The following is a 13,856-nucleotide window of genomic DNA, read 5'->3' as shown; positions in this document are numbered from 1 at the left end:
ATGAAGGTATCTTGAAAAACAACATCATTGTTGTGGTTAAGGGAGTCATTGAAAATAAAGGCAGGGTATTGATATTAAAACGTTCAGGTGCAGATGAAGTTGCCACTGGGAGCTGGGAAACCGTTGGTGGAAAGATCGATTTTGGAGAAGAACTAGAAGAAGCTTTGGCTCGTGAAGTGAAAGAAGAAGCTGGGCTTAAAGTGAGCGTTGAGAAGTTACTATTTGCTGCTACTTTTTTTACGGATCCGCATAGACAGATCGTATTACTGACATATTTGTGCAGAGCAATAGATGATCAAGTGATACTTTCAGAAGAACATAGCGAGTATATGTGGGCAACCCGATCAGAGTTATATGACTATTTACCACAAACTATTTTAAATGATTTTAAAAAATATAACGTAATCGATACAGTTGAAATCATAGCTAAACAATATGGACTCAAGTAAGTCATTAATCTACTCCAACGAAATATAATTCGGCAAAAGAAAGGGATATTTGAATGAACCCAATTACTATAGAACCAATCGATAAAACGAATTGGGAAGAGGCGATCGCGATATCATTACTTGAAACGCAAGTCAATCTTGTACCGACGGTCATTGAATCTTTAGCATATGCCTACGTGAAGCCTTGGGATGCAGCTTTTGATCCATATCTTTTGCGTGAAGGCGATAAAGCTATCGGTTTTTTCTATTTATCCTACACACCAGCTACTACTGATAATTATTGGATTGGAGGATTTCAAATAGATAAGAACTATCAAGGAAAAGGATTAGGAAGTAAATCACTTTATACGATACTTGAATGCATCAAGAACAAGCACCCACAATGCCAAATCATTTCACTAACCGTAGAAAAAAATAATGCTCATGCAAGAGTATTATATGAGAAGATAGGATTTATTGATCAGGAATTGGAAAATCAGGATGGTGAAGTGGTATATAAAATAAAATTGAAATAAGCAGAAATCAGTCATTTTGAAGGTGCAATGATCCATTTTAATAAAAAAGGTGGGATAGTATGGTGTACGACGATCTCAATAAAACGATGACCACAGAGCGTTTACTGTTAAGATTATTTACGGAATCAGATGCTGAAACCGTTACCAGACTATGTAATGACTACAACATTTATAAGAGCACACTCACATTACCCTACCCATATACATTAGATAGTGCATTGTCTTGGATAGAGCAACATAACGAAAATTTTAATGCGGATAAATTATATGAATTTGCTATTTGTGATAGGGAAACAGGTGATTTGTACGGGGCAATAGCATTATCTAATCAACAACGTTACGATAACGGTGAGTTATCTTATTGGGTGGGTCAGCCGTTTTGGGGAAAAGGTTATGCAACGGAAGCAGCTAAAGCCATGTTAGACTTCGCTTTTGATGTGAAAAAATATCATAAGGTATATGCGCGGCACTTTGCTTCTAACCCGGCATCCGGAAAAGTTATACAGAAGATTGGCATGATAAAAGAAGGAGTACTGGTGGATCATGTCAAGAAAGAAGACCGGTATGAGGATCTGATTTACTACGGAGTAGTGAGAAATAAAGTGAAAGAATAAAGTTCAAACCCAACGCGGAGGAATACATAATGATAATTAAACCGGGTAAAAAAGTTTTACTTTCATGGATGGATTGTTATGTACCGGAAAAAGATTTGTTTTTCCTATCAAAAGAACATCTTGATTATGAAATTGACTTTACGGATGTACTATTAATGCCAAAAGAGGAGTTTTATAATCACAGCACATATAGGCAAGTGAATTATGTGAATGGTTATGAGTACTGGAATATAAAGAACGTTGATTATGTAGTTATTGCTGAAAAAGAATGGATAGAAACCATTCCTGAAGATAAGAAACGATTTTTATTAAATGCACAAGTGCAAAGTGGAAGAGGGCTTGTTTTCCCTGTTACATTTGTACATGATTTGGCGGAAATACCTGCAAGCTATGTGATGGATGGGCATGTTATCCTTCAGCGCTTCATGTGGGAGAAGCTGAACAAATCATGTAAAGAACAGATACTTACGACATTGGTTTACGAATGGTGGGATAAAGGGGAATGTGAGAAGCCACCTGAGTCGCTACCTGATTTTCTAAAACCATATGCCAATTCGTTTGCAAGTTCCCAAGGTGCAAATTGCCTCGCAGCAGTTTTGTTTGCAATCTCCAAAGGGAAAAAGGAATGGTTTATCTATGAATGGGTACATCAAAAAACATTTCTAGAGAAATTAAAACAGTATGATTACGAGGAGTTATTAACTGACGAACTACATCATGGGGACGTTGTCCTATGGACAGATGAGAATGGGATCATTCAACATGCAGCATATCATCTGGGAGAAGAACTATATTTCAATAAAGATGGGCAAACGATATTCAACCCGTGGAAGATACTCTCTAAAGAGCAGCTGTATAGGGAGTGGGAGCAACTAACCATTGTAAAGTATAGGCCATGTAATGAAGTGTTTTGATGGGAATTAAAATGGAGTTCCCGTACTTTTATTTGGAGGTAAAGACATGAATCGACTGATTCCATCCATAGATTTGATTAAAGAAATTGAAATCTCTGAAATCGATTATATGACAGATCGCATGCTTGCTATACAGAGTCGGGACAAAAATCCAGAAGGAATTGAGATTCAGCAGTTTGGAAATGCCGTCTGTTTCTACAGTAAGACCATGCCATGGCCCACGTTTAATACGGTGAAGGGCTTAACAAATAATGATCTGGAACACATGGATGCCATCATTGATTTTTATAGACAGCGTGATCGAAAGGTTCAGTTCGAAGTTATTCCATCTGTGGTGGATCAGAACTTCTTGAAACGTTTAACCGACTTAGGCATGTATACATCGGGATTTCATTCATCTCTGATCATCAAACCAGAAGAAAAAAAGAATCACTCAGATCATATCCAAATTCAAGAACTTGAAGAGGATCAATTCGAGCTATACGCGACCATTCATTGCAGGGGGACCGGTTTGTCGGATGACGGTATCCCTTACGTCGCCCAGAATAATAAGGTTCTTTATCACCGTCCAGGTTGGAAATTTTACATCGCATATGTCAATGACATCCCTGCAGCGGTGAGTGTTCTGTTTATTAAAAATCAAAAGGCATCCTTAACCTTTGCAGCAACATTACCTGAGTTTAGAAATCAGGGTGTACATCAGCAGCTTTTGAATAGAAGAATAACGGAAGCCTTGAATAAGGAATGTAATCTGGTGGTAGGGCAATGTTCATTTTTATCTCAAAGCCATCGAAATATGGAGCATGTTGGCATGAAATTGGGATATATCCGAACAGCATGGACTGAAAGATAAAAATCAATTTGAATTAGGAGGCAGCTCATGAACAATACAAATAAAATCCTGGGTGCGGTTCTCATGATTAGCAGTATTTTTATTTCAACCTTAGATAGAATTTCCGTGAGAATATCTACAGCCATAGTGGAAGCGGGATACGCTTCAGGTGGGAAAACACGCGAGATAATCCCAGCAAGTGATAATGGTTTCACGGGTTTTCTCGTATATTTCTTATTTTTCGTCGGATTTGTGTTATTGATTGCTGGATTCCCTGGGAATCCCAGAAAGGATAAAACAAATAGGTACACACAAAACAGATCTTAGGAGGGGTTCATTTTGCCTGAGTACGAAGAAGCCCTAAACGGAGGCAATGTGAATAAGGTTGTAAAAGTAGGTAGCACAGTTCGGCGTGACACTATACCGAATCCGTATGTATATGAATTGCTTAAGCACCTTGAAACGGTGGGCTATGCGCATTCCCCTAGATATTTGGGAGTAGATGAGCAGGACAGAGAAATCCTTTCTTACCTGGATGGTGTGGTTTCGGGAAATGACTATCCTGAGATTGAAAGTTATATGTGGTCTGATGAGACCTTAGGCAAAGTAGCGAGGCTTTTAAAATGCTATCATGATGCTACAGTGGATTTTGTTTCATCTACGGTTTCTTTAAATAACTGCCCAAAGGTATCTTCAAAGGAAGAAGTAGTCTGCCATAACGATTTTGCATTGTATAACGTTGTGTTTAAAGATAGGCTTCCTGTAGGAATCATTGATTTTGACATGGCAGGGCCTGGTCCGCGTCTATGGGATATCGTTTACAGCTTGTATACCTCTGTCCCATTAGCAGGTTTTTCACCGGGTAAAGATGAAAGAGAAGTCGTTCCATACAATAAACAGGATCATGCATCTGAGCGGAAAATACGTATAGCGTTATTTTTTAACGCTTATGGTATGGATGTGCCGACAGATCTGCAGGAATGGGTGATTTCTCGAATTCATTTCATGTGTACCACACTATCTGATCGGGCGGCGTCTGGAGAAACAGCTTTTATCAAAATGATTGAAGAGGGTCATTTGGCTCATTATGAGAAGGAAGTAAGGTTCCTTGAGAAACATTTTGGGGACTGGAGTTAATTCAACGTTTTATGTTAAGAAGTAATTATGGGGAAGATGATTCAGCTTGTATCAAGCTGTGGTCGTTAGAGGTGAAGTAGTATGAAAAAGCGTTATTTAATACTTGGTTTAAGTATTGCTATTGTTGTTTTCATTGTTTCTTTAACTGTATTAAGAGAGGAGAACACTATTTCAATAAAGCCTGACGAAGTTGTTAATGCTGAAATATATAATTTTGTTTTACCTTCTAACGAAGGTGATCTCCAAATGATTAATGTAACTGAGACAAAAGATATCGCCTACGTATTAACCAACTTAAGTGAAATAAAGTCGAAGGGCAAAGGATTATCTTTGGATGGAGATTATTCTATTGTATTCAATAAGAATGATGGCTCCAGACTTGTATATATGTATGAGAGCGGGACTCTTACAACTTCGACCGGATTTAAAGGTAGAATAACCAGTGACAACATCATTAACAGGCTGTGGGCCGGCCTTGAGTATCCTGTTCAAAATGTAACTGAAAATGAACTTCCATCGGATCTAAAAAAAACGAAACGGAACGAGTGATATTATTGTGATCAGATTAATACCTACTACAAGAGAGAACTGGAAAGATGCATTAAACTTACAAGTTCAAGCCACTCAAAATCATTATGTTCCATCAGTAGCCGTGTCCCTAGCGAAGGTGCACATTCGTCCAGATGGGGATGAGTACAAGTATCTGCCATTTTGCATATATAACACGGAGGATAGCTTAGTTGGTTTTGTCATGATCACAGTCGATGAAACAACAACTTGGTCCTATTGGTTGAATGGTTTTATGATCGATGTAAGCTATCAAGCTAAAGGATATGGAAGAGCAACGATAGATGCAGTAATTAGCTATATAAAAGAAAACTATGTCCATAGCAAGTGTTTGAATTTAACGGTATGTGCAGAGAATGAAGTTGCCAGAAAGCTTTATGATAAAATGGGTTTTTCAGAGACCGGAGAAGTATATGATGATGAAATTGTATATCGATTCGTTTTTTAAAAAGCATTTTAACTTACTCCTACTTCTGCTTAACCAGTACAACACCGATGATGATGACCACAAGCCCAATCCACGTTTTCCAAGAAGGAACTTCCTTCATGAACCAGTATCCCATCCATATGGAGATGAGCACTTCTATGCATTTGGCAATGACCAGGACATAGCCCAGTTGACTGACAGCTTTCATTCCAAACTTGACGCCGTATCCTACGCTCAGATTAGCGGCTAGAAATAAAGGCAGCATCCAAAGATGGAATTTAAATGTGGACCAGAACTGAGTGTCAATATGCTTGCTTTGATATGAAAAAATAATGTTGATACAGGCTAAGCCAGCAAACATGAGCACAAAGCTGATAAGGTACAGCATAACATCACTCCCAAGGATAAGTAGTATGATTAATGTTTCCTCGAACCAAAAATTTTATCCATGGGCATGAAATGATGTTAGCGAAGATGAGTGGACCAGCTAAACCGATGATAGTGAGGTTGTTTCGATGGGTCAATGATTCCAAAAATCACACAGTAAACAGGCGATATTCGTTACGTTCAGTCAAGTAATCTGGAAAACATTTCTATGATGAATTTTACATAAAAGCAATATAGAATTCATTAAATTCCACACGTCCTTTTATATACTTAGTTTGTTTGACTCAGCGAACTAAAAGGACTAGGTGGTCGTTTAAATGTTGAAAAAACGAGACTTGCACGAATGCCACTCACTGTATGATTTGATGGTGGACCCCGCTGTTTTTCCATACGTTCGTCATAAGTGCCGATCTTATGAGGAATATTTATTTGCAACTAAACAGGTGATTGATGAAGAAGAGCAAAACACATGTATTTCCAGAACGATCCTTAATGAGCTGGGACATCCCATCGGAACCATTGATTTATATCACATGGAACATAAGACAGGTTTTCTTGCGACATGGATTGGAGCCCTTTATTTTGGAAAAGGTTACAATCAACGAGCAAAGGAAGCCTTTTTCGCTGAGTTGTTTCTTCAACGTGAAATTGAAACAGTATTTCTTAAAATTCGAAAACAAAACATTCGATCCAAGAAAGCGGTTGGGAAATTGCCTTATGTCAAATTAGCCAATGATATATACCACGAAGTGTATAAGTTGATAAACAATACGGAACAAATTTATGATTTGTATTACGTGAATCGTTCTGACTTTATGGCAAGTGAAGAGATGAAGCATGTGGTTGCTACGTATTAACTAAAAACGTCTTTCGATATCTATTCAAACGAAATCCCGCCAGGTTTGTCCTGTCGGGATTATTATTATTTTCTTGACAGTCCATAATTTTGTGGATAGGAAACAATAAGTAAGGATGCAGGAATATGGAAATTAAGGTCGAAAGAAGAGATATAAGCAAGAATGAAACAACGTTATAAGCAAGTCGCGAAGTATTTTAATGTCGAGGTGAAGTAATGGAGATCAAAAAAATAGAGAATCTATCCAATGAAGATTGGCTTCAACTTGGAAGCTTTGGTTATAAATCCACTCAAAAATATGAGCTTACCAAACAGGAGACACAATGTTCCTTTAGTATGCATTTAACGTTAATAAATCTGGATGACATCTACGAAAAAGAAGAATTGAACAGTACATGTGATTTGGAACGATATGAAGAAATCATACAACTGGGATTTTCTTATGGAATATATATAGATGGGAAAATCATAGCGCTCGCCATTTCCGAACCACAAACTTGGAATAATACGCTGATGATATGGCATCTTCAGGTTAATGAAAAATACATAAGAAAAGGATATGGAAGACTGTTGATCAATAAAGTGAATGAGATTGCCCAGGAACAAGGCTTCAGAGCGATCACGTTAGAAACCCAGAATACGAACGTTCCAGCCATTCATTTTTACATGCAATGTGGTTATCAAATTGAAGGAATTGATGTATCACTATATTCAAATAATCATAGCCAAAACGAAGAAATAGCTTTGTATATGAGAAAGAAGATCAAACAGAGTATCTAGGTATTATCTTGAAACCGCTTATATCTATGATGTTTGGTGAGGAGAGAGTCTGCATGATAACGCTCAGAAAAATAACACTGGATAACCGACGTTCTATATTTAACCTGGAAGTTTCAGAAGAGCAGCGACAATATGTTGCATCAAACCTTTCAAGTGTTGCATCGTGTTATATTCTTGCAACCAATGGCGGCTCACCGTTTCCACTTGCCATTTACGCAGATGAGCAGCCTGTAGGTTTTGTAATGATAACTTACGGAATCACGGGTTATGATCTTCCTGTGATTGCTGACAATAGCTATTGTATTTTGCGACTGATGATTGACAAGCAGCACCAAAGCATGGGCTATGGCCGGGAAGCATTAAAGAAAATATTGGAGTTTATTCGAACTTTCCCAGCTGGACCTGCACGTTATTGTTGGATTCCATATAGTCCTGATAACTTGGCTGCCAAAAAGGTATATGAGAGCTTTGGATTCCATGAAAATGGTGAAGTGTGCCATGACGAGCTCATAACAGTATTGGAACTTTGAATTCTATTTTTAGAGGGGGACTTTATAACAAAGATTCACGCTCAATCTAATAGCTTTTGCTTTCCTATGTCGTAAAATAGAAGTTCAATAGTTGTATTATTTCACCATACATGATAACGTGAAATTAAAACCAACTAATTTAGTTGGAAATGTATTTTGGAGGTATGATCATGACTAATATCGCAAAGAATCTCACAGATCTGATTGGAAATACACCGCTATTGGAGCTTTCTAATTTTGCGAGAAAGTATCAAGTCGAGGCGAAGATCATTGCTAAATTGGAATACTTTAATCCAGCAGGTAGTGTAAAAGATAGAATCGGATATGGAATGATTAAAGATGCTGAAGAGAAGGGGTTAATTAACCAAAATTCAGTGATAATAGAACCGACGAGCGGAAATACAGGTGTAGGACTTGCTTTTGCAGCTGCAGCATTAGGATACAGATTAATCATAACACTACCTGAGAGTTTCAGTGTAGAACGTAGGAAGCTGTTGATCGCTTTGGGAGCAGAACTAGTTCTTACACCTGCCACAGAAGGAATGTCTGGAGCCATCAAAAAGGCTGAAGAAATTGCGGCTACAATCCCTAATTCATTTATACCTCAACAGTTTAAAAATCCAGCAAATCCACAAGTACATAAGGTAACAACCGCAGAGGAGATTTGGAGAGATACCGAAGGCAAAGTGGATATTTTTATTGGTGGTGTTGGTACAGGCGGAACCATATCAGGAGTTGGCGAAGCACTTAAACAAAGAAAAGAAGATGTGAAGATTATAGCTGTAGAGCCTTCGGATTCCCCGGTACTTTCTGGAGGAACTAAAGGAGTGCATACCATTCAAGGAATTGGTGCCGGGTTTGTTCCCGACAATTTTAATAGATCTGTAGTTGATGAGATCGTACAGGTGAGAAATGAAGATGCATTTGAAACAGCTCGTTTTTTAGCTAAATCCGAAGGATTATTAGTCGGTATTTCGTCTGGTGCTGCAGCATATGCAGCAGTGCAAATTGCAAAAAGGCCAGAGAATAAAAATAAAAGTATAGTTGTACTATTCCCGGATACAGGGGAACGATATTTATCAACAGACCTTTATCCAGAAGCATAAGATGAAATTATTAAGCTGCCCTCACCGCTTAACCGCATCGTTGCCGTTTCTTTGAAGAATTTAAACTGGTGAGGGCATGGATTCACAAACATAATACGTAACCTCGAAAATCGATAATGGTCTTGGAGGCAGCGTATATTCAATTCAATCTATATAAGTCGTAGTGACGAAAAAATAGTATAAGGGTGAATGCAATGACTGTTGGTAGAAAGGTTTTTGTTTTAAAGGATGAATCACGTATTGATCTGATAAGTAAGGAAACCAGAGAAGTGCTCATTAGTATATACTATCCTTCCAATCCAGTGGAGTATGAGTCGAAGTATATTTCGTTATTTGAACCTAATATCTCTTCCGCTGTTGATATGCTCTCTAGTATGGGAGTGAATAAGGATTATATTTATAATCTTGATACAAAAATACATAATGATGAGAATGTTGATATTACAGCTAAAAACTGTCCCATTATTTTTGTAGCTCCGGCTTTTGGTGTCGTTAGAGATATGTATTCCTTTTGTGTAGAACATTTAGTGGGGTGCGGATTTGTTGTCATTACTATAGGTGCCACTCATGAATCTATATTTTCCATTTTTCCTGACAGACGTTTTGTCCAGCAATCCAATGAGATATCTGAAATAGACAGTTTAGATATTCAATCTTGGAAACAATTATTGAAGCTTAGAGTAGAAGATATGAGTTTGGTTATGAAAAACGTAGATAAGGTCTTGGATTCAGATAAGGATCTTAGGGCCATAGTCGATGTGAATGAAATGGGGGTCATTGGTCATTCATTAGGTGGGGCTGCTGCTTATGAATTGCTTAAAAGAGAAAAGAGAATTAAGGCTAGTATTCTATTAGATCCTAGCTTTCATTTAATGACGACGAGAAAGGAAGAGGGAGTATCTGTTCCGTTATTGGTAGCTCGGCAAGAGAAATGCTCGTTTGAAGAACTGGAAAATGAAATCTCTCCAGACCTATTGCCTTTGTTACTAAGTGGGTATGAGTCTTTGTTTAACTCGAATGATCTGAATAGTTCATTTATTAAATTAAACGGTACTCATCATATGACTTTTAGCGATATTCCGATACATTACAACGAAGATGGGATAGAACACAAGCATTCCACTATTAATAAGTATATCTCTGCTTTCCTTGAGGAGCATTTAAAGAAGGAAGAAAGTAAATTTCATGAGCTGCTGAAAAATAAGATTAATGATGGAATCGATCAAGTAAATAGTAAAGGACATGTTATTTAAGGAGGGGACTAGAAATGTTTAGATAACACACGCCTTAAATATATTATAGGTAGTTAGCATTGATGAGGAGGAATAACACATGGAATTAAATAATTGGTCCGAGGAACTTAATTCTTATGATTTATCAAATGAATATTCCATTCAAAAGGCTGAGCCCGAAGAATGGGGACTGTATTGTTCTGTCTATTATAATATGGCCTATACTGGATTTTTTAGAGAGGAAGACTACTTCAATGTTTCGCGGAATAACTCTTTTTGGATTTATAAAAGAGAGTCAAAAATCGGTGGGGTAAGGATGGCACCCAATACGTTATATCATCTATTCTTTATGCCCCCATTCAATGATTCATTTGAGGTACTGAAACTTCTTAAAAGAATACTCATAAAATGGTCTGATGCAACGCAACGTATCAAGATATATGAAATTCTCCCCGATCAAGTACATTTATTTACGAGGGCTGGATTCTGGCCAGATGAGTTCAGATGTCGCTGGATGCAGCGCCCTACAGATCATTTCAATGTGCATTGGGATCGTGATCTTATCGTTAAGAGCCCCGAAATTATTGAGAATGAAACGGGTTCTAAGCAATACATGAATGAAGATGAAATCGCTCAGTGTGACTTTGACAGCTTTGTAGGCGGTTTTGAAGCCTTACGCAGAAAGAAGACATCCTTGGAAGACTTTATCCCGAACGAAGAAATTTATTATACCAATAAGATCCTAACTCTAGCTTCTACACTTGTATATGATAAGGTTACTGGACAGCTCATAGCCAACTGTCGCCTATGTTTGCAGGATAATCAAGCAGCAGTATATAGCATCGGAGTCAACCCCGCTTACAGAGGAAAAGGACTTGCTACACGCATGCTGCAAAGAGCCTTGACTGAACTTAAAGACAAGTATCCAGTTCTAAGGTTATATGTCATGGAAGGCAATGATGCCGAATCAGTTTATTTTAATCTTGGATTTGTTCCTGGCGTTCAAGAGATACAAACGATGTATGTTCCTGTACATGAGTAGTCAAGGCTAAATTAATCAACTATCAACCCGAGTGGATCTTTTTGAATGGGGCAGCATCGCTCTTTCTAATCTCTCGGGTTTCTGTTGCTTGAGGAAAGGAAGGTTATTATTGGAGACAATCTTAATGTTGGTAGTGTCTTTGTTTCTTGGTATTATGTTGTGAAAATTGGAATGGATAATTCCAAGAGTAATCAGTACACCAAAGAAATATTGCAAGAATTAAGAGAAATCAAGGAGATTCTAAGGGAAGAACGATGAAGACAACATTGAGGAGGTTTTAGGGTGCTTTATGATTTAAAAGGCGAAGCCAATATGTCACCTGTTGTTGGGTTGTTATATTCTGCGATTACAGAAAACAGCCAACGACTCCAACGAATTACAGACGGTATTTCGCAAGAAGAAATAGATTATAAAGGACCTAATAACAACTTCAATAGTACCGCTCAATTAATAAAACATATCACCTACGTCGATCTGAATTGGGCTTATCGAATAAAGGGACGACCACTTCCTCAAAACTTAAGAGAGCAACATGGTCCTATGATTAATGAAAATGGCAGACTTCCGATGGTTCAGGAAATATCTTTGAGTACACTTATGTCGACATATGTAGGTGTCATAACCATGTTAAAGGACGCGTGTACACAATTAACGGATGATGATCTAGCGAGGATTGTCACTTTTGGACATGAGAATGAGAAGCAAGCGACCATACGCTGGGGTATATGGCATATCGCTGACCACAGTCGTTATCATCAAGCCCACATTAATCAGCTTCGAAGATGGTATCATGAGGCTCACTAAAGAATGATGAGAAAGCGTTATTCGTATTGCATTTGCCTTTGAACAGCTAACTGCTCATAGAAAAAAGCCGAACTTATAACATTGGAAGAGCGTCTAATATATAGCATCGTTTAAATTTCGGTTATTAGGAGCTATTCAATAATGAAGAAAATAAGAACCTATATTATAGTTTTATTAACATTGAGCTTAATCATTCTTGGTTTTAAATTTGTTGAATCTCAAAATCAAAGAAAAGAGCTTCAGAATTCTATTGATAATTCATTTAGATATGAAATAAGTAATGTTCAGCACAGCTTTAGTATGGTTGTTAATGATTATACGTATAGATCAATGATATCAAGTGTGTCTAATGCAGCTGCGATATCGGAACTAACTTCTTTTGAGAAACTGAATGATGATTTAGATATAAGTTTGTATCAATTATATATCGCACTTAGAGAGGAAAGATCCAAAGACAAAGTCTTATTACGAATAGAAGAACTTAGAGAAATATTTAGTATGTTGGTCAGGGATCCGATAAACCATGAGGCAACAGACAGAATAATTCAGATCAATAATGATACATTTTTTAATGCAAAAGAAGAATGAGCATCTGGTGAGATGATGAAATATTTAGATGACGTGAAAAAACAAAGGAGGTGATTCCATTGGTAAACAAATAAAATGAGAAAATCTAAATGTTGATTTAAATAAGCATGCAGATTTTCTCTCTTATGGATCAAGAATTTATCATAGAGGAGAATGAACATGCTAAATCAATTAAGTGAAACGATCTATTATCTATCTAACCAAAATGATAAAGAAAGACCAACATTGGGGTTAGTTTGCGGTGATAAATACAGCCTCGTCGTTGACGCTGGAAATTCGGTTCAACATGCTAGGGATTTCTTACATGAAATAGAGAAGTTAAACGTTCCGCCCGTTAAATATGTGGTCATTACTCATGCCCATTGGGATCATTTTTTAGGAATGAATGAATACGGAGCTACGATTATTATGAATAGTCTAACTAGCCAAAAGATGAATGATTGGCGGAACTATTCTTATGATGATCGCTCTCTACAGGATTATGTGGATTCCAAGAAGATGAACACACTATGCATGGAGACGATACAAAATGAAATACCAGAGAGAGACAAATTTCAGTTATGTCCTCCGGATATTATTTTTGAAAAGTCACTCCATCTGGACTTGGGCAATAAAGTTTGTGTGCTTGAAACCATTCGTAGCACCCATACGGATGATTCAACAGTCGTGTATATTCCGGATGAAAAGGTCATTTTTCTGGGCGATAGTGCTTACAATACAACTACCAATTCGCTATATCATATTAAGCAAGACAAGTTATTGCCTATGATTGAGGACATTCAGCAATATGATGCCGTTCATTTCTTGCTTGGTCATGAGTCGATCTGTGACGTGGAGGAGATGGATACGTTTTGGAGAGAGCTCATCTCAGCCAATGATGCTGTGAAATCCACGTCATTAGAAGCAGCTATCGAGCGTTTTGAAGCAGCCAATAATCGAACAGCAAATGACAATGAGCTTTTCTTCTTACAAGGATTCGTGAATGATCAGATATTACAATTAAAAGCAACGGAATAAAAGAACATCCATGAAAACCCATTTCAATTGATCCATGTGAAATTCTCTGATATACTTTT

19 protein-coding genes are annotated in these 13,856 nt (G+C 37.5%); 18 read left to right on the top strand and 1 reads right to left on the bottom strand.

The genetic code is table 11. The annotated features are described in order from the left end of the window. Positions 1–11 precede the first annotated feature (11 nt). From gpAD87_RS14305 to gpAD87_RS14265, 9 genes are all read left to right on the top strand, one after another. Entirely contained in the window at positions 12–449 is a 438-nt protein-coding gene (locus tag gpAD87_RS14305; RefSeq protein WP_064640942.1) for an NUDIX hydrolase, read from the top strand. A 53-nt stretch (positions 450–502) separates the two neighbouring features. Next, a complete protein-coding gene (locus tag gpAD87_RS14300) occupies positions 503–964 on the top strand; it encodes a GNAT family N-acetyltransferase (protein ID WP_064638963.1) in 462 nt (153 codons plus the stop codon). A 59-nt stretch (positions 965–1,023) separates the two neighbouring features. Further along, positions 1,024–1,578, top strand: a complete 555-nt coding sequence (locus gpAD87_RS14295; protein WP_064638962.1) for a GNAT family N-acetyltransferase — start codon at positions 1,024–1,026, stop codon at positions 1,576–1,578. A 29-nt stretch (positions 1,579–1,607) separates the two neighbouring features. Then, positions 1,608–2,492 carry a hypothetical protein gene (locus tag gpAD87_RS14290; protein ID WP_064638961.1) on the top strand — a complete coding sequence of 295 codons (885 nt, stop codon included), beginning with the start codon at positions 1,608–1,610 and terminating at the stop codon, positions 2,490–2,492. Positions 2,493–2,538: 46 nt separating this feature from the next. Next, entirely contained in the window at positions 2,539–3,345 is an 807-nt protein-coding gene (locus gpAD87_RS14285; protein ID WP_064638960.1) for an N-acetyltransferase, read from the top strand. Between the two features lie 27 nt (positions 3,346–3,372). Continuing rightward, complete coding sequence (locus gpAD87_RS14280) at positions 3,373–3,651, top strand: hypothetical protein (protein ID WP_063563283.1); 279 nt, start codon at positions 3,373–3,375, stop codon at positions 3,649–3,651. 12 nt (positions 3,652–3,663) lie between these two features. Next, the gene (locus gpAD87_RS14275) at positions 3,664–4,461 is read left to right on the top strand and encodes an aminoglycoside phosphotransferase family protein (protein WP_064638959.1); all 798 of its coding nucleotides are present in this window, start codon (positions 3,664–3,666) and stop codon (positions 4,459–4,461) included. 81 nt (positions 4,462–4,542) lie between these two features. Next, positions 4,543–5,010, top strand: coding sequence for a hypothetical protein (locus gpAD87_RS14270; RefSeq protein WP_064638958.1), 468 nt, complete (start codon positions 4,543–4,545; stop codon positions 5,008–5,010). Between the two features lie 7 nt (positions 5,011–5,017). Then, on the top strand, positions 5,018–5,476 hold the full coding sequence (locus gpAD87_RS14265) for a GNAT family N-acetyltransferase (protein ID WP_331710884.1): 459 nt from the start codon (positions 5,018–5,020) through the stop codon (positions 5,474–5,476). Positions 5,477–5,495: 19 nt separating this feature from the next. Here the strand turns inward: gpAD87_RS14265 and gpAD87_RS14260 are convergent, their stop codons facing one another. After that, complete coding sequence (locus tag gpAD87_RS14260; protein ID WP_063563286.1) at positions 5,496–5,843, bottom strand: hypothetical protein; 348 nt, start codon at positions 5,841–5,843, stop codon at positions 5,496–5,498. Between the two features lie 316 nt (positions 5,844–6,159). On the opposite strand from gpAD87_RS14260, the gene gpAD87_RS14255 reads away from it, so the two are divergent. From gpAD87_RS14255 to gpAD87_RS14215, 9 genes are all read left to right on the top strand, one after another. Next, positions 6,160–6,699, top strand: coding sequence for a GNAT family N-acetyltransferase (locus gpAD87_RS14255; protein WP_064638956.1), 540 nt, complete (start codon positions 6,160–6,162; stop codon positions 6,697–6,699). 215 nt (positions 6,700–6,914) lie between these two features. Then, a complete protein-coding gene (locus gpAD87_RS14250; protein ID WP_064638955.1) occupies positions 6,915–7,478 on the top strand; it encodes a GNAT family N-acetyltransferase in 564 nt (187 codons plus the stop codon). Positions 7,479–7,531: 53 nt separating this feature from the next. Next, positions 7,532–8,008 (top strand): GNAT family N-acetyltransferase, encoded by a 477-nt coding sequence (locus gpAD87_RS14245; protein WP_064638954.1) that lies wholly within the window; start codon positions 7,532–7,534, stop codon positions 8,006–8,008. Between the two features lie 170 nt (positions 8,009–8,178). Continuing rightward, positions 8,179–9,114 carry a cysteine synthase A gene (gene cysK, locus gpAD87_RS14240; RefSeq protein ID WP_064638953.1) on the top strand — a complete coding sequence of 312 codons (936 nt, stop codon included), beginning with the start codon at positions 8,179–8,181 and terminating at the stop codon, positions 9,112–9,114. A 194-nt stretch (positions 9,115–9,308) separates the two neighbouring features. Further along, a complete protein-coding gene (locus tag gpAD87_RS14235) occupies positions 9,309–10,367 on the top strand; it encodes an alpha/beta hydrolase (RefSeq protein ID WP_064638952.1) in 1,059 nt (352 codons plus the stop codon). 79 nt (positions 10,368–10,446) lie between these two features. Next, positions 10,447–11,388, top strand: a complete 942-nt coding sequence (locus tag gpAD87_RS14230) for a GNAT family N-acetyltransferase (RefSeq protein ID WP_064638951.1) — start codon at positions 10,447–10,449, stop codon at positions 11,386–11,388. A gap of 282 nt (positions 11,389–11,670) precedes the next feature. After that, positions 11,671–12,192: a DinB family protein gene (locus gpAD87_RS14225; RefSeq protein WP_064638950.1), complete on the top strand. Its 522-nt coding sequence runs from the start codon at positions 11,671–11,673 to the stop codon at positions 12,190–12,192. A 141-nt stretch (positions 12,193–12,333) separates the two neighbouring features. Further along, on the top strand, positions 12,334–12,780 hold the full coding sequence (locus tag gpAD87_RS14220; protein WP_064638949.1) for a hypothetical protein: 447 nt from the start codon (positions 12,334–12,336) through the stop codon (positions 12,778–12,780). 159 nt (positions 12,781–12,939) lie between these two features. Next, positions 12,940–13,797, top strand: a complete 858-nt coding sequence (locus tag gpAD87_RS14215; RefSeq protein ID WP_064638948.1) for an MBL fold metallo-hydrolase — start codon at positions 12,940–12,942, stop codon at positions 13,795–13,797. Positions 13,798–13,856 lie beyond the last annotated feature (59 nt).

The organism is Paenibacillus sp. AD87 (assembly GCF_001659845.1).
Lineage (GTDB): Bacteria > Bacillota > Bacilli > Paenibacillales > Paenibacillaceae > Paenibacillus > Paenibacillus marchantiae.
Note: the sequence above shows the minus strand (reverse complement) of the source record. Positions and strands in the feature narration are given on the sequence as shown.